Annotated in this window: 12 protein-coding genes and 1 riboswitch; of the genes, 8 read left to right on the plus strand and 4 right to left on the minus strand. The window is 74.8% G+C overall.

Features of this window, described 5'->3' with window-relative positions:
• The first annotated feature begins 16 nt into the window (after positions 1–16).
• From V5O46_RS20030 to V5O46_RS20055, 6 genes are all read left to right on the plus strand, one after another.
• Positions 17–1,369, plus strand: coding sequence for a voltage-gated chloride channel family protein (locus tag V5O46_RS20030; protein ID WP_332886004.1), 1,353 nt, complete (start codon positions 17–19; stop codon positions 1,367–1,369).
• Between the two features lie 113 nt (positions 1,370–1,482).
• Positions 1,483–1,953, plus strand: coding sequence for a potassium channel family protein (locus V5O46_RS20035; RefSeq protein WP_408649028.1), 471 nt, complete (start codon positions 1,483–1,485; stop codon positions 1,951–1,953).
• A gap of 69 nt (positions 1,954–2,022) precedes the next feature.
• Positions 2,023–2,207: riboswitch (cobalamin riboswitch) on the plus strand.
• A 30-nt stretch (positions 2,208–2,237) separates the two neighbouring features.
• Positions 2,238–2,948 (plus strand): energy-coupling factor ABC transporter permease, encoded by a 711-nt coding sequence (locus V5O46_RS20040; protein WP_332886079.1) that lies wholly within the window; start codon positions 2,238–2,240, stop codon positions 2,946–2,948.
• Positions 2,945–3,283, plus strand: a complete 339-nt coding sequence (locus V5O46_RS20045; protein ID WP_332886005.1) for an energy-coupling factor ABC transporter substrate-binding protein — start codon at positions 2,945–2,947, stop codon at positions 3,281–3,283. Before V5O46_RS20040 ends, V5O46_RS20045 begins: the two co-directional genes overlap by 4 nt.
• The gene (gene cbiQ / locus V5O46_RS20050; RefSeq protein WP_332886006.1) at positions 3,284–4,033 is read left to right on the plus strand and encodes a cobalt ECF transporter T component CbiQ; all 750 of its coding nucleotides are present in this window, start codon (positions 3,284–3,286) and stop codon (positions 4,031–4,033) included.
• Entirely contained in the window at positions 4,030–4,893 is an 864-nt protein-coding gene (locus tag V5O46_RS20055) for an ATP-binding cassette domain-containing protein (RefSeq protein ID WP_332886007.1), read from the plus strand. The genes cbiQ and V5O46_RS20055 overlap by 4 nt, the downstream gene beginning before the upstream one ends.
• A gap of 94 nt (positions 4,894–4,987) precedes the next feature.
• On the opposite strand, the gene V5O46_RS20060 is transcribed toward V5O46_RS20055, so the two are convergent.
• The 4 genes from V5O46_RS20060 to V5O46_RS20075 all read right to left on the minus strand — a co-directional run bounded on the left by V5O46_RS20060 (position 4,988) and on the right by V5O46_RS20075 (position 14,032).
• Complete coding sequence (locus V5O46_RS20060; RefSeq protein ID WP_332886008.1) at positions 4,988–6,127, minus strand: glycine amidinotransferase; 1,140 nt, start codon at positions 6,125–6,127, stop codon at positions 4,988–4,990.
• A gap of 56 nt (positions 6,128–6,183) precedes the next feature.
• On the minus strand, positions 6,184–6,384 hold the full coding sequence (locus V5O46_RS20065) for an MbtH family protein (protein WP_332886009.1): 201 nt from the start codon (positions 6,382–6,384) through the stop codon (positions 6,184–6,186).
• The gene (locus tag V5O46_RS20070; RefSeq protein ID WP_332886010.1) at positions 6,381–13,100 is read right to left on the minus strand and encodes an amino acid adenylation domain-containing protein; all 6,720 of its coding nucleotides are present in this window, start codon (positions 13,098–13,100) and stop codon (positions 6,381–6,383) included. Before V5O46_RS20070 ends, V5O46_RS20065 begins: the two co-directional genes overlap by 4 nt.
• 104 nt (positions 13,101–13,204) lie before the next feature.
• Positions 13,205–14,032: a thioesterase II family protein gene (locus V5O46_RS20075; RefSeq protein WP_332886011.1), complete on the minus strand. Its 828-nt coding sequence runs from the start codon at positions 14,030–14,032 to the stop codon at positions 13,205–13,207.
• A gap of 225 nt (positions 14,033–14,257) precedes the next feature.
• On the opposite strand from V5O46_RS20075, the gene V5O46_RS20080 reads away from it, so the two are divergent.
• The gene (locus V5O46_RS20080; RefSeq protein WP_332886012.1) at positions 14,258–15,277 is read left to right on the plus strand and encodes a diiron oxygenase; all 1,020 of its coding nucleotides are present in this window, start codon (positions 14,258–14,260) and stop codon (positions 15,275–15,277) included.
• A gap of 292 nt (positions 15,278–15,569) precedes the next feature.
• Positions 15,570–15,881 carry a hypothetical protein gene (locus tag V5O46_RS20085; RefSeq protein WP_332886013.1) on the plus strand — a complete coding sequence of 104 codons (312 nt, stop codon included), beginning with the start codon at positions 15,570–15,572 and terminating at the stop codon, positions 15,879–15,881.
• Positions 15,882–15,911: the final 30 nt, after the last annotated feature.

The raw sequence follows: 15,911 nt of genomic DNA on the forward strand, positions 1-15,911 counted from the left end.
AGCCCCGGAGGACCACATGAGCGCGCCGGCGAACGCGGCCGTGCCGCAGGCCGAGCAGTCACTGCGCGACACCGTGCTCAGCCGCGGCTATCTGCGGTTGCTGCTGCTGTGTGTGCTGCTGGGCGTGCCGATCGCCCTCGCGTGCTTCTTCTTCGTCGGGCTCCAGCACCTGCTCCAGCACTGGGTGTGGGAGTCGGCGCCCGAGGCGCTCGGCTACGCCGGGCCGCCCTGGTGGTGGCCGCTGCCGGCGCTGGTGCTGGCCGGGCTGATCCTGGCACCGATCGTGACCCGGGTCCCGGGCTCGGGCGGCCATCTGCCGGTGAACGGTCTGGGCGGTGCGCCGGTCGGTCCGAAGGAGCTGCCCGGCACGGTGCTGGCCGCGCTGGCGACGCTGCCGCTCGGGGTGGTGCTCGGCCCGGAGGCGCCGCTGCTGGCGATCGGCAGCGGGCTGGCGCTGCTGGCGGTGCGGCGGTCGGCCGCGGCGGATGCGAAGGCGCGGGCGGTGGTGGCGACGGCCGGGTCCACCGCGGCCATCTCCACCATCCTCGGTGGGCCGATCGCGGCGGCGGTGCTGCTCATCGAGGGGGCCGGGCTGGGCGGCGCCCGGCTGGTGGCACTGCTGCTGCCCTGCCTGCTGGCCAGCGCCGCGGGCGCGCTGGTGTTCACCGGCTTCGGCGACTGGACGGGCCTGGAGACCGGTGCACTCGCGCTGGGCGAGCTCCCGTCGGCGGCCGGTCCGGACGTCGGCGACTTCCTGTGGGGATTGCCGGTGGCGGCGCTGATCGCGGTGCTGGTCACCCTGGGACGTGAACTGGGCCGCTCCACCGTCGGCTTCACCCGGCGGGGCAGCAAGGCCGCCCGCACCGTGGCCTGCGCCACCGCCGTGGGTGTCTGTATCACCGCCTACGCCCTGATCACGGGCCGCTCCCCGGCCGAGGCCGCGCTGTCCGGGCAGGCCACGCTGGCCGAGCTCGCCGCGGATCCGCACGCCTGGTCGGTGGGCGCGCTGGTCGCGCTGGTCGCCTGCAAGGGGCTGGCGTGGGCCGTCTCGCTGGGCAGTCTGCGGGGCGGCCCGATCTTCCCCGCGGTGCTGCTGGGCACGGCGACGGCCACGGCCTTCTCCGGGCTGCCGGGGTTCGGTACGGCGCCGGCCCTGGGACTGGGGATCGCCGCCGCGGCGTCCGCGACCACCGGGCTGCCGCTGGCCAGCGCGGTGCTGGCGGCGCTCCTGCTCGGCGGGGACGCCGCCGAGCAGATGCCGCTGATCGTCGCGGCGTCGGTCGTCGCCTTCATCGTCGGCCAGCTGGTGCGGCGGCAGCGGCCCGAGGGGGCGACGGACACGGCCGGGGCGGCGGGGGCGGCCCGGTGACCGGCCGACGGGACTCCCGACGGGACTTCGGGAGGGGCTCCCGGCGGAGGCCCTGGCCGGGCTCCTGGCGGACCGCCCGCTCCTGGCTGCCGCGCACGGTCCTCGCCGCGCTCGTGGTCGTCGCCTACTTCCTGCTGCCGCTGGACCATCTCGGCCCGCAGCACCCCGTGCTGAGCTGGGTGGTGTTCTGCCTGGTGCTCACGCTCGTCGCGCTGCTGCTGCTGCGCCAGGTCCGCCAGGTGCTCGCCGAACGCCCCGGCGCCCGGCCCGGCCTGGCCATCGCCCTGCTCACCGTACTGGCCGTACATGTCTTCGCCGCCGCGTATTATGCGCTGTCCCATCAGCCGGGCCAGTTCTCGGGGCTGCACACCCGGCTCGACGCCCTGTACTTCACCGTGGTCACGCTCGCCACCGTCGGCTACGGCGACATCACCCCGCGGGGCCAGACGGCCCGCGTCGTGACCATCGTGCAGATCCTGTACACCTTCGTGTTCCTCACCGCCGGCGCCACCGCGCTGGGCCAGTGGATGCGCGAGTTGGCGGTCCGGCGGGCGGAACGGACCGACCGCGACCGGCCCGGGTGACGGCGCACATCGGGCGCGTGACCTCGTTCCGAGCGCCGGGCACGCCCTTGTCAGCGGGACCCCGCCGCACTACTGTCACCACGCCTCGGTGAACGGGAAATCCGGTGTGATGCCGGTGCGGCCCTCGCCACTGTGATCGGGAAGTCCGGCTCCGGCCCTCGCGGGCAGCCACTGGGTCCTCACGGACCCGGGAAGGCGGAGTGCGGGCGGTGGTACCCGTCAGCCAGGAGACCGGCCGAGGCGCGTCAACCATCCACGAGGTGCTGGAGAGGGTCTGCCGAGCCATGCACATAGCCGAGGGCTTTCTGCCTCCGGCGCACGCGGTCGCCTGGGGCGCCGCGTCTGCGCCGTTCGTCGTCCACGGAGTACGGTCACTCACCCGCGAGGTCAGGGAGCATCCGGAGAGCACTCTGCTCCTCGGCGCCTCCGGGGCCTTCACGTTCGTCCTGTCCGCGCTGAAACTGCCCTCGGTCACCGGGAGTTGCTCCCACCCGACCGGCACCGGGCTGGGCGCCATCCTGTTCCGGCCGCCGGTGATGGCGGTGCTGGGCACCATCACCCTGCTGTTCCAGGCGCTGCTGCTGGCGCACGGCGGGCTGACCACGCTCGGCGCCAACGTCTTCTCCATGGCGATCGTCGGCCCCTGGGCCGGATACGCCGTCTACAAGCTGCTGCGCCGCTACGACGTGCCGCTGATGGTCGCGGTGTTCTTCGGCGCGTTCGTCGCCGACCTGTCCACCTACTGCGTCACCTCCGTGCAGCTGGCGCTGGCCTTCCCGGACCCGAGCAGCGGCTTCGCCGGCGCGCTCGGCAAGTTCGGCTCGATCTTCGCCGTCACCCAGGTCCCGCTCGCGGTCAGTGAGGGCCTGCTCACGGTGCTGGTGATGCGGCTGCTGGTGCGCTCCAGCAAGGGCGAACTGACCCGGCTGGGCGTGCTGCTGACGAGGCCGAAGAAGAAGTCCGAGCAGGCCGACCAGGAGGCGGTGGCCCAGTGAAGCGCAACACACGGATCAACGCCCTGCTGCTGCTCGCGGTGGCCGCGCTCGCCGTGATCCCGCTCGTGTTCGGGCTCGGCGACCACAAGGAGGAGCCGTTCGCCGGCGCGGACGGCGAGGCGGAGACGGCGATCACCGAGATCGACCCGGACTACGAGCCGTGGTTCTCGCCGCTGTACGAACCGCCGTCCGGGGAGATCGAGTCCGCCCTGTTCGCCCTGCAGGCGGCGCTCGGCGCCGGGGTGCTGGCCTACTACTTCGGGCTGCGCCGGGGCAGGCGGCAGGGCGAGGAACGGGCCCTGGCCGCCCCGCAGGACGCCCCCGCCGGGGACTGAGTGCTGCCGATCGACGCGGCGGCGCACAGCAGTCGCTGGCGCCGCCGCCATCCCGTGGACAAGGCCGTGCTCGGGCTGGGCCTGACCCTCCTGGCGATCTCGCTGCCGCCCTGGCCGGGCGCGGCACTGGTGCTGGTGACGGCGCTCGCGGTGCTGCTCGGCCCGGCGGGGGTGCCGGCGCGCCGGCTGTGGCGGGCCTGGCGGGTGCCGCTCGGCTTCTGTGTCACCGGGGCGCTGCCGCTGCTGGTGCAGGTCGGCGGTCCGGACGCGTTCCTGTCACCGGCCGACGGCGGTCCGGCGCGGGCGGGCGGGCTGCTGCTGCGCACCTCGGCGGCCTCGCTCGGGGTGCTGCTGTTCGCGTTCACCACCCCGATGTCCGACCTGCTGCCGCGGCTGGTGCGGGCCGGGGTGCCCGCACCGGTGGTCGACGTGGCGCTGGTGACGTACCGGATGAGCTTTCTGCTGCTGGACTCGGTGCGCCGGGTGCGGCAGGCGCAGGCGGCCCGGCTGGGGCACACCTCGCGGGCCGCGGCCTGGCGTTCACTGGCCGGGCTCGGCGCCACGGCGTTCGTGCGGTCCTTCGACCGGGCGGCGCGGCTGCAGACGGGGCTCGCCGGGCGCGGCTACGACGGCACGCTGCGCGTGCTGGTGCCCGAGGCCCGGGTGTCGGTGCCGTTCACCGCCGCGAGCTGTGTGCTGCTCGCGGTGCTGGCCGTCCTCACCTTCCTACTGGAAAGGCCGCTGACGTGAGCGACTCCGAGCTCGTCGCCCTGCGGGGCGCCTCCTTCGCGTACGAGGACGGGCCCACCGTACTGCGCGACCTGGACTTCCGGGTGCCCGAGGGGCGGGCGCTGGCGCTGCTGGGCCGCAACGGCAGCGGCAAGACCACACTGATGCGGCTGCTCAGCGGCGGGCTGAAGCCCCGTACGGGCCGGCTGACGGTGGCGGGCGAGCCGGTGACCTACGACCGCAAGGGGCTGACCCGGCTGCGGACCACGGTGCAGCTGGTGGTGCAGGACCCGGACGACCAGCTGTTCGCCGCGTCCGTGGCGCAGGACGTGTCGTTCGGGCCGCTCAACCTCGGGCTGCCGGACCCCGAGGTGCGGGACCGGGTGGGCGAGGCGCTGGCCGCGCTGGACATCGCCGCGCTGGCCGACCGGCCGACGCATCTGCTGTCGTACGGGCAGCGCAAGCGGGCGGCGATCGCCGGTGCCGTCGCGATGCGGCCGCGAGTGCTGATCCTGGACGAGCCGACCGCCGGGCTCGACCCGGACGGGCAGGAGCGGCTGCTGGCGACCCTCGACGGACTGCGTGCGGGCGGCACCACCGTGGTGATGGCCACCCATGACGTCGATCTCGCCCTGCGCTGGTCCGACGACGCGGCCGTGCTCACCCCGTCCGGGGTGCACACCGGTCCGACCGCTGCCACGCTGGCCGGCCCGGATCTGCTGCGCCGGGCCGGACTGCGGCTGCCCTGGGGGGTGGCGGTGGCGCGGCTGCTGCGGGCGCAGGGCGTGCTGGGCGAGTCCGCGGCGGGGCCGCGCACCCCGGAGGAGCTGGCCGGACTCGTCGCCGGGTGTGCCGCGCCGGACCGGCCGGTGTCGTCCTGACGGCCGGTCCGTGGGCGGGGGGCTGGGTGTGCCGGGCCGTCGCGCACGGGGGAGTGCGCTGCGCCCGGCACACCCGGTCTCTGGCCGCCGCGGGTCAGACCAGCGGCGTGTAGTCGAGGCGGGGGAAGTAGTCCTCGCGGGTGCCGGTGCGGCGCACGTCCCAGGTGGCGCAGTGCAGCGAGCCGCCGTACTCGAAGACGTGCCGGAAGGGCACCGGGAACACCTCGAAGCCCAGCTTGTCCAGCAGGTCCTGGAGGGGCTTCTCCTGCTCCTCGCAGATCACCTTGGTCGGGGAGATGCTGAGCACGTTCATCGACAGCCACTTGGAGGACTGGCAGTACGGCGGCATCTCGTCGTTGGACAGCACCGGCTGCGGGGCGTCCACCAGCTCCCAGTCGTTGGCCAGGAACATCTTCTCCTCGCCCTCGCGCAGCGGGCGTTCGGGGTTGGTGAGGACCAGGCCGGGGCGCAGCGGCACGAAGGTGCAGTCGATGTGCGAGGGGAAGAAGTCCAGCGGGAAGTGCACCGTGTGGACGCGGAAGCCGCGCGGCTCGAGGTGCTGGCGCAGCCAGCGGATACCGGCCCGGTTGGTGGTCATCGACTCCTGGACCAGGATGTCCCGGCCGAGCCGGCTCATGTCGGCGGCGTCGAAGACCACCTCGTCCTGGGTGACGCAGAACTCGAAGGAGTGCATGCGCTCGTGCCGCTGCTCGAGCGGCCAGTCCCAGAACTCCTCGCGGTACATGCCGTCGGCCATGGACGGCTTGGGCGCGGTGGTCCACAGCACCCGCGGGTCGGCGTTCCAGTACTCGTAGACCAGTTTGCGGTAGGGCTGGTACTCGAAGTAGCGGGCCCGGCGCGACATGGTGGCCTCGACGATCTCGTTGCCGAAGGTGATCATCACGTCGCGGGGGCAGACCGCGCAGTACTGGTTGTCGACCTGGAAGTCCGGGGTGGTGACCGGGCGGGAGAAGTCGTGCGGGGCCGGGCGGCGCACGGTGACGCCCTGCGACCGCAGAACCTTGACGAGGCCGTCGAGTTCCTCGCCTGCGAGGTCGACGGCCTCCTTGGACTTCGGCCCGGTCGGGAACGGCGTGCCGGGGGCGTTGCGGACGGCGGGCCGGCTGCCCGGCTCGGTCGGCTCGAAGCAGGCGCTGTCGGCAGAGCCGACGACCATCTCCTCGAGGGGGTCCCACTCGTTCCAGGAGTTGACGACCACGGAGTCGTTCTGCATGGGTACGGCCACCTGTCTGTGAGGGCGGGAAGGCGGGGCGGGCGGGGCGGATGCGGTCAGACGTCGGCGAGGCTCGCCGGTCGCATGTCGGTCCAGTGCTGCTCGATGTGGTCGAGGCAGGTCTGCCGGTCGCTGTCGGCGACGACGACGTCCCAGCCGGGCGGGACCAGGGCGAAGGCGGGCCACAGGCAGTGCTGGCGTTCGGCGTTGACGAGGACGTGGAAGGTGCCGCTCTCGTCGTCGAAGGGGTTGGTCATGGCGTACTCCTGGTTGCGGATGCGGCCCCGGTCTCGGTGCCGGTCCCGGTCTCGGTGCCGGTCCCGGTCTCGGTGCCGGTCCCGGCCGGTGCGGCTGCGGTGAGCGCCGCGGCCAGGGCCCTGGGTGTGCGGTGGCCGAAGACGGTGGACACCTCGACGGTGCGGTCCAGTTCGGCCTCGATACGGCCGGTCAGGCGCAGTGCGGTGAGCGAGTCGCAGCCGAGGTCGAACAGGTCGTCGTCGGCGCCGACGCGGGCGCGGCCGAGGATCCCGGCGGCCAGGTCGCACAGCCGCCGTGCGGTGCGGCCGGGCTCCCCCGCGGGCTCTCCCGGGTCCGCGAGCAGCCGGCCGGTGGGGGCGGCGAGGGACTGCGGGAGTGCGGTGAGCAGCTCGCGCAGGCGCGCGGCGACCCGGGTGCCGGTGCCGGCGGGGAGCAGGTCGGCACGGTGGCCGAGCTCCAGGCGGAACCGGGTGCCGGGTGCGGCCATCAGCTTCAGCGGGTAGTGGTACGGGTCCTCGCCGCTGACGGCGGTCAGCCGCAGCCCGTCGTCGGGGCTGGGGAAGGCCTCGGCGGTGGGGAAGTTCTCGAAGACGACGCAGGAGTCGAACAGCGCGCCCCGGCCGGCGGCCCGCCGCACCTCGGTCAGCGCGAGGTGGAGGTGCGGCAGCAGCGCCGCCTGCTCGCCCTGGAGGCGGCGCAGCAGGGCGCCGACCGGCTCGTCCGCGTCCAGCCGCACCCGCACCGGCACGGTGTTGATGAACAGCCCGACGGTCTCGGCGACGTCCGGCAGTTCGGCGTCGCGGCCGGAGACGGTGGCGCCGAAGACCAGGTCCCGCTCTCCGGTCAGGTCGTGCAGGCACAGCGCCCAGGCCAGCCGGACCACGGTGTTCGGGGTGACGCCGTGGCCGCGGGCGGCCTCCAGCAGGGCGGCGGTCTCGGTCTCGGTCAGCTCGACGGTGAGGCGTTCGGGCAGGGCGCGGACGCGGGCGGTGTCGCGGCCGGGACACACCAGGGTCGGCCGGTCGAGCCCGGCCAGCGCGGCGGCCCAGGCGGCGCGGGCCCCGTCCCGGTCCTGGGCGGCGAGCCGGTGCAGATGGTCCGGGTAGTGGCCGGGGGCGGGGAGTCCGGCGGGGTCGCCGTCCCGGTCGAAGAGCGCGAGCAGGTCCCGCAGCAGCAGGGAGGTGGTCCAGCCGTCGACGAGCAGGTGGTGCGTGCTCAGCACCAGCTGGTGCCGGTCGGCGGCGAGCGCGAGCACGGTGCAGCGCATCAGCGGCGGCACGGCGGGGTCGAAGCGGCGGTGCCGGTCGGCGGCGAGCAGTTCGGCGCGCCGGGTGTCCTGCTGGTCCGGGTCGAGGCCGGTGAGGTCGTGCAGCTGCCAGGGCATCCGGACGTGTGCGGTGACGGCCTGCACCGGTTCGCCCGAGCGGCGCTGCAGGAATGCCGCGCGGAGCATGGGGTGCCGGTCCAGCAGGGCGTCACAGGCGGCGCGGAACCGCTCCACGTCCAGTGGGCCGCGGGTCTCCAGCGCGATCTGCACGGTGTAGACGTCGAGGTCGCGGCGGTCGTAGCGGGCGTGGAAGAGCAGTCCCTCCTGCATCGGCGTCAGAGGCAGCAGCTGCTCGACGGGCCGCCCGAGGCGCTCGGTCAGCCGGGAGCGCTCGGCAGCCTCCTCCCGGGCGGCGCGGGCCGGTCCGGCGCTGCCGTGGGCGACGAGGGCGCGCAGGGCCGCGAACCACAGCTCGGCGAGCCGCCCGGCCTCGGCCTCGGTGAGCAGCCGCCGCGCCCACAGCCAGTGGGCGACGAGGCGTGGGCCGTCCGGGCCTTCCTCCACGGCGGCGTTGACCTCGACGGCGTGGGTCAGCGGCATCCGCGGATCGGCGCCGAGAGGCAGTGCGTCCGCCTCGGGCGCCGCGCTCCAGTCCGCGTCCTGCACCGCGGCCGGACCGCCCTGTCTGCCGAGGTAGTTGAAACAGAGCTGGGGCTCGGGCCGGGCGGCCAGTCCGGCCGCGGTCTCCGGGTTGAGGTGGCGCAGCAGGCCGTAGCCGAGGCCGTGGCGGGGGACCTCGCCGAGCTGGGCGGCGACGCGGCGTACGGCGTCGCCGAGGCGGGCGTCGCCGGCGGGGTCGGCGGTGTCGTCCGGGGTCCAGTCGGGCACGCCGGCGTCGAGGCGCACCGGGTAGAGGGAGGTGAGCCAGCCGACGGTGCCGGACAGGTCGTCGAGTGCTCCGACGGCTTCCCGGCCGTGGCCCTCGAGGTCGAGGAGTACGGACGTGCCGGAGGGGCCGGCGACGGGGCCGGCGACGGGGCCGCGCCAGGTGGCGGCCGCGAGGGCGAGCGCGGTGAGCAGGATCGCGTCGGTGCGGGTGCCGAGGGCGGCGGGCACCGTGGTCAGCAGCGCGGCGGTGAGGTCCTCGGGCAGCGTCAGGCGCAGCTCGGCGGCGGTGGCGTGGATGTCCCGGGACGGGGACAGCGGCGCGTCGGTCAGGGCGAGGCCGGGGGCGTCCAGGGTGCGCTGCCAGTGGGGCAGTTCGGCGAGGACGTCGGCCTCGCGGGCGGCGCGGTGCAGCGCGGTGGTCCACTCGGCGAGCGGTACGGGGACCGGGTCGAACGGGTCGAGGGGCTCGGGGGTGCCGGGGGCCGCGGCGTGCCAGGCGGTGTAGAGGTCGGTGAGCACGATGTGCCAGGACACCGCGTCCACGGCCAGGTGGTGGATGGTGACGAGCAGCCGCCCCGGCCGCTCGGGGCCCGCGTCGAACCAGGTGGCCCGGAGCATCGTGCCGTCGCGCGGGGCGAGGGCGTCGGCGTCCTCGGCGGCGCGGTCGGCGATCCGGCGGCGCAGCTCGGTGTCGGGGCCGGCGGCGTCCGGGACATCCGAGACGTCGACCCGGCGCACGGTGCCGCCCGGCGGATGGTGCGGGGCGGTCCCGACGGCGAGGGAGCCGTCCTCGCGCAGCCGTCCGCGCAGTGCCTGGTGCCGGGCCAGCACGGCCTCGACGGCGGTACGGAGCCGTTCGGTGCCCAGGGCGGGCGGGACGCGAAGCAGGGTGGACTGGTGGTAGGCGTCGTATCCGCCGCCGTGGGCGCGCAGGCGCCGCATCATCGGGGTGGCGGGGATGACGTCGGGGGTGGCGGGGACGAGGCCGGGGGCGGCGGCGGTGTCCCCGGCCGCGGCGGCGAACGGCCGTGCGGGCACGGCCCTCGCGGGCGCGGGCTCGGCGGGCGCGGTCCCGGACCTCTCCGGTCCGGCCTCCGCCAGCAGGGCGGCCAGCGCGGCGGGCGTGCGGTGCGCGAACACCTGCTTCGGCGTCAACCGCACCCCCGCCTCACGCGCCCGCGCCACCAACTGGATCACCGTGATCGAATCACCACCCAGACCGAAGAAGTCGTCCTCGACCCCCACCGCCGCCAACCCCAGCACCTGCCCGAACAGACCCGCCAGCGACACCGCCGCACCCCCCGCCGACGGTACGGAGACCACCACCGGCTCCCGCTGCCCGGGCGCGGGCAGGGCGGCCCGGTCGACCTTGCCGTTGGGGGTGAGCGGAACGCTCGTCAGGGGGACGAAGGCGGCCGGCACCATGTAGGCGGGCAGCCGACCGGCGATCCGGTCCGGCAGGCCGTCCAGGTCGGCCCCGGGCGCGGCCACCACGTACGCCACCAGGCGCCCGGTGCCGCGCCGGTCCCGGCGTACGGCGGCGGCGACCTGGGCGACCGCGGGGTCGGTGCCGACCACGGCCTCGATCTCGCCGAGCTCGATGCGGTGGCCGCGGATCTTGACCTGGTCGTCGGTGCGCCCGAGGTACTCCATGGTGCCGTCGGGCCGCCAGCGGGCGAGGTCACCGGTGCGGTACATCCGGGCGCCCGGCGCGCCGAACGGGTCCGCGACGAAGCGGGCGGCGGTCAGGGCGGGGCGGGCCGCGTAGCCGCGGGCCAGGACGTCGCCGCCGATGTACAGCTCGCCGGCGATGCCCGGCGGGACCGGGCGCAGCCAGGGGTCCAGGACGTGGAGGCGGGCCGCGGGCACGGGCCCGCCGATCGGCACCGCGCCCGTGGGCAGCGCGTCGCCGGGCTCCAGGCGGTACTCCATGCAGCCCACGGTCGCCTCGGTGGGGCCGTACTCGTTGACGACCGTCACCTCGGGGTGGGCCGCGCGCCATTCTGCGAGCGCCTCGCCGGTCAGCTGCTCGCCGCCGAGGACGAGTTGGCCGGTGGGCGAGCACCGGTCGGGACCGGCGGTGAGCACCGGCAGATGGCTGGGGGTGGCCTTGACGAACGCGGGGGGCCGGTCGCCCGCGCCGGCCGGGGTGTCGAAGTCGTCGAGGTCGCCGAGGCGGACCGAACCCCCGGCGGTCAGCGGGCCGAGGATGCCGGTGACGGTGAGGTCGAAGGACGGCGGCGAGTGCACCAGCGCCCGGTCGGCCAGGCCCGGGTAGGCGGCGCGGGCGAAGGCGAGATAGCCGTCGACGGTGCGGTGTTCCACCACGACGCCCTTGGGCCGGCCGGTGGACCCGGAGGTGTAGATCACGTAGGCGGTGTCCTCGGGCCGCACCGCGGCGTCCGGGGCGGGACCGTCGTAGGCCGCCAGGGTGGCACGCACGGCCGGGTCGCGGAGCGGGACGGGCGCCGGGTGGCCGGCGAGGGCGGGATCGGTCGCGTCGGCGCCGACGACGGCGGCGGGAGCGGCGTCGGCGAGCACGAAGGCGATGCGTTCCGCCGGGTGGCCGGGGTCGACGGGGACGTATCCGGCGCCTGCCTTGAGCGCGGCGAGCAGCGCCACGACGAGGTCGGTGCCGCGGGGCAGGGCGACGGCGACCAGGTCGCCGGGTCCGACGCCCCGTTCGGTGAGCAGCCGGGCCAGCCGGCCGGCGGCGTCGTCCAGTTCGCGGTAGGTGAGGGTGCGTTCGGCGTCGGCGACGGCCGGGGCGCCCGGGGTGGCCCGCACCCGGTCCGCGAACCGGCGGGTCAGCGGCGCGGGTTCGGGACGCTCGCCGGAGCCGCGGCCCCAGCCCTCGACGATCTGCCGGTGTTCGTCGGCGGTCAGCAGGGGCACCCGGGCCACGGGGGTGGCGGGCTCCCGGGCGAAGGTCTCGAGCAGCAGCCGCAGACGGGAGCCGATCAGCTCCATGCGGTCGGCGTCGAACAGGTCGGTGCGGTGGCTGAGATGGAGGCTCAGCCGGGGTCCGGCGAGGGCGACGACACTGAGGGGGTAGTGGGTGGCACCGGTGATCTCCTGCCCCCCGGGTCCGTCCGATTCACCGGGCCCCACCGGCGCTCCGGGTGGTGTCTCCGCACCACCGGGCCCCACCGGTATCCCGGGCGCCTCGGCTCGACCCGGTACCCCGGACACCTCGGGACCACCCGGCCCCACCGGTACGGCGGGCGCCGGCGGCACCACCGGTGCTCCGGGCGTCTCCGCTCCGTCCGGTGCCCCGGGCCTGTCCGGGCCGGCAGGCCGCTCCGGCTGGCCGGAGCCGTTCGGCTCCCGGTCGTCGTCGGCCTCCCGCAGGGGCGTGACGCGCAGTCCGGGAACGGCGTCCCGCAGGCCGTCCCAGCCCAGCGGGGCGTCGCCGAAGCTGGTCGCGGTGTCGAACAGCGGGCCGTCGGACCCGGCGAGCCGGCGGACGGCGGCCAGTGCCAGATGCTGGTGCGGGGCGAGGGCGAGCTGCTCGTCCTGGATCCGGGCGATCAGCGCGGCCAGCGGCTCGGCGGGGTCGATCCGCACCCGTACGGGCACGGTGTTCATCAGCAGGCCGACCACCCGGTCGGCGCCCGGCAGATCGGCCGGGCGGCCGTGCACCGTCTGCCCGAAGACCACGTCGTCCCGGCCGGTGAGCAGCGCCAGCAGCAGCGCCCAGGCGCCCTGCACCACGGAGTTGAGCGTGAGGCCGTTCCGGCGTGCGGTCTGCTCAAGCGCCCGGGTGGTCTCCTCGGACAGCGTGAGGCGGGTCAGGCCCGGCAGTGCGCCCTCCCCCGCCTCGGCGGCGCCGGGCGCGACGAGGGTCGGATCGGCCAGTCCCGCCAGCGCCTCGGCCCAGGCCCGCTCGGCGGCGTCCCGGTCCTGCCGGGACAGCCAGCGCAGATAGTGCGCGAGGGGAGTGCGGGGCGCTCCGTCGGCGGCGGGGGTGCCCGTCGCGTGGTGGTGGTACCGGGTGAACAGGTCCTCCAGGACCAGCGGCACCGACCAGCCGTCCAGCAGGATGTGGTGATACGTCAGGACGAACGCGTACCGGTCGGCGGCGAGCCGGACGAGGGCGAACCGGATCAGCGGCGGGTCGGCCATGTCGAAGCGGCGGCGCCGCTCCTCCTCCAGGAAGGCGACCAGCTTCCTGCGGCGCGCCCCCTCCTCGTCCGCTGCGAGGTCGAGTTCGGTCCACGACGCGTCGGCAGTGCGGCGGATCAGCTGGACGGGCTGTCCGCCCGCCCGCTCGCGGAAGCCCGCCCGCAGTGCGGTGTGCCGGGCGAGGGTGTCCGTGCAGGCCGAGCGGAGCGCCCCGGCGTCCAGGTCGCCGGTCAGCTCGAAGGGGGCCTGGATGGTGTAGACGTCCGCGCCGTCCGGGTCGTAGAGGGCGTGGAAGAGCATGCCCTCCTGCAGCGGCGTGAGCGGCAGGGCGGCCTCGATCGGCGACGGGGTCCCGGCTCCCGGAGACCGGCTCCCGGCCTGCGGCGGCGCGGCCTGCGACGGCCGGCGGTTCTGCGTGTCGTCGTTGGTCTTCACTGTGAGGTCTTCCCGGAAGCGGTCGGCGGCGCGTACGGCGACGCGCGCGCCCGGGCGGATCGGGCCGGCGGGGACGGGGAACGGCGGGTCAGCAGGTCAGCGGGTCAGGGGCCGTTGCGTGCGGGGGACGGACGGGCGTGCTGGTCGAGGAGCTGCGTGAGCACGTCGAGGGTGTCCCCGGCGTGGGCGAACGGGTAGTCGTGGCCGCCGGGCAGCATCCGCAGGCCGAAGGCGTCGTCCCCGGCACAGTCCCGCCACTCCGCCAGCCCCTCCCGGCCCACCAGCGGATCGTCGGCGCCGCCGAGCACCTGCAGCGGGCAGCCGGCCGGGGCCGGGCCGGGTGCCGTGTAGGCCTCGGCCAGCGCCAGGTCCCGGCGGACGGTGCGCAGGGCGTAGCGCAGATAGGCGGGGTAGCGGCGCAGTTCGGGCGGAAAGCCGCCGAACCCCTCCAGCCAGTGGAGCAGGGCCTCGTCGGGACGGTCGGAGATCCGCTTGCGCACGGGGAGGTGCGGGGCCCGGGAGGCGGAGACGATCAGTGCGGCGGGCGGGGTGAGGCCGCTGCGGCGGATGCCCTGGGCCAGTTCGTAGCCGAGCAGGGCGCCGAAACTGTGACCGAAGATCGCGTACGGCTGCCGGAGTTCACCGGCGATGCCGTCGAGCACGGCGTCGGCCAGTTCCCGGAGGGTGCCGGGCAGCGGCTCGGCGCTGCGCACCCCGCGGCCCGGCAGCTCGACGGTGGCCAGTTCGATGCCGCGCGGCGGGATGACCCGCCAGGGGGCGAACGACGCGGCGCTGCCCCCCGCCTGGGGCAGGCAGACCAGCCTCAGGCGGGCGCCGGGTGCGCTCACCCGGCCGACGACCCACGGACTGTCCACACCGCGCGCCGGGGTGTGCGCGGTGTGGGAGGACCGTGCGGCGGCATCGGTTCGCATCCCGCTCCTCTCGTCGGCCGGCGTTCCGGAGCCCGGGTGGGGCTCGGGTGGGGCGGTGGCCCCGCGGGGATCATCGTGGGCGGCCGGTACCGGCGGGGCCAGGCACCCCGACCGGCAACACGTCTGCCGCCCAGTTGCCCGGCGCCTGCCTGGCCCGCCGGAGCGGGCGGCGGTGAGGATCGCCGGGACAGTTCTGCTCTTGTGCCCGAGGGGATCGCCTTACCGATGACCACCCTTCCTGACGAGGCAGCCGACCCGACGTTCTTCACCCTGGAATCCGTCAAGGCGGACCTGCTGGAGGTGGAGACCCTCACCCGGGCCTGCCTGAACTGGGACTACGGCAAGCGCGACAGCCGTGTGTGGAGCCTGTACGAGAAGAACAAGGCCTCCCAGTGGAACGCCACGACCGACATCGACTGGGACCACGACGTCGACTTCGGTGCCGAACTGACCGAGGAGAACGGGGCGAGGCTCGCCTCGTTCGTGGTCGGCGAGGGCAGTCCGGTGCCCCAGGAGCTGCTCACCGCGTTCCGCTGGGAGTACCAGGCGTGGATGTGCAGCCAGTTCCTGCACGGCGAGCAGGGCGCGCTGGTGACCACGGCCCGCCTGGTGGAGACCGTGCCCGACATGGACGCCAAGACGTACGCCGCCTCGCAGGTCGCCGACGAGGCCCGGCACGTGGAGGCGTTCGCGCGGTACATCGACGAGAAGCTCGGGGTGGTGTACCCGGTCAACCCGGGACTGGGGACCCTGCTGCACGACGTGCTGTCGGAGTCCCGCTGGGACATCGTCTACCTCGGGATGCAGGTGGTGATGGAGGGCCTGGCCATCACCGGGCTGCGGCTGGCCAGCAGCGGCTTCGGCGATCCGCTGATCCGGCAGATCACGCGGATGGTGGCGAGCGACGAGGCCCGGCACATCGCGTTCGGGGTCACCGCGCTGACCGGCATGTACCAGCAGGTGACGGCGGCGGAGCTGCGGGACCGGGAGGACTTCCTGCTGGAGGCGATCCGGCTGATGTCACGCCGGTTCATGCTGCGCGAGTTGTGGGAGCGCATGGACCTCGACGTGGAGCTGGGGGTGCGGTTCGCGCGCACCAATCCGATGATGGCCACCTACCGGCAGCTGCTGTTCCAGCAGGTCATCCATGTGCTGCGGCAGCTGGGCATGCTGTCCGAGCGGGTCAAGGAGCTGCTCGTCGCGGAGAACCTGGTCCGCGTGGAGACGATGGCCGCGGTCCGCTGAGCGCCTCTGCCCGCGTCGGCCGCGGTGGGCCCGGCCGGGACCGGGGAGGACACCCGGGCCGCGGGTCCCATGGCGGCCTTCGAGGGCGGGCCGTGACACCGGTGTTCCTGACCTCCGGAACATGCTCACGGCACAAACCTCCCCACCACCGTTCAACGCTTTCCCGGATGGGGACGTTACGCCGTCGGATCGTACTTCTTCGGCCGACCGGTGGCTTCGGGTACCAGGGCAGTAGAACCAGGGGCCTGCCCTTCGTTGAGCGCGGCGAGTCGCCTGTCAATAGGAGGTATTCGTGAAGAAGTCCCAGCAGTTCTCTCTCACCGCCATGGCCGTGGCGGCCCTTGCGTCGGCGGGGTCGGGAACGGCCCTCGCCGACGCTGGGGGCAACGTCTCCACACACGACAACTCAGGGCTCCTGACGGGATTCGTGCTCCAGGATGTCAGGCACGACCCGTCGAACAGCTGCGGCAACACCGGTTCCGCGGCCGACCAGAACGGCTCCATCGTCGCGGGAGGCGACATCCAGGACCTCTCCGCTCTCCAGCTCAGCGCGTTCAACCCGGCCTTCGGCAACACGTGCAACAACGTCAGCAGCGGCCACTGACGCGTGACCGGAGCAGGGCCTCCGTGGGGA

This window comes from Streptomyces poriticola, assembly GCF_036689765.1.
GTDB classification, from domain to species: Bacteria; Actinomycetota; Actinomycetes; order Streptomycetales; family Streptomycetaceae; genus Streptomyces; species Streptomyces poriticola.

Bases quoted from the DNA above. Each gene is read 5' to 3' on its own strand.
- V5O46_RS20030 (WP_332886004.1), top strand. From the start codon at position 17: ATGAGCGCGCCGGCGAACGCGGCCGTGCCGCAGGCCGAGCAGTCACTG.
- V5O46_RS20080 (WP_332886012.1), top strand. From the start codon at position 14,258: ATGACCACCCTTCCTGACGAGGCAGCCGACCCGACGTTCTTCACCCTG.
- V5O46_RS20075 (WP_332886011.1), bottom strand. From the start codon at position 14,032: ATGCGAACCGATGCCGCCGCACGGTCCTCCCACACCGCGCACACCCCG.
- V5O46_RS20060 (WP_332886008.1), bottom strand. From the start codon at position 6,127: ATGCAGAACGACTCCGTGGTCGTCAACTCCTGGAACGAGTGGGACCCC.
- V5O46_RS20040 (WP_332886079.1), top strand. From the start codon at position 2,238: ATGCACATAGCCGAGGGCTTTCTGCCTCCGGCGCACGCGGTCGCCTGG.
- V5O46_RS20065 (WP_332886009.1), bottom strand. From the start codon at position 6,384: ATGACCAACCCCTTCGACGACGAGAGCGGCACCTTCCACGTCCTCGTC.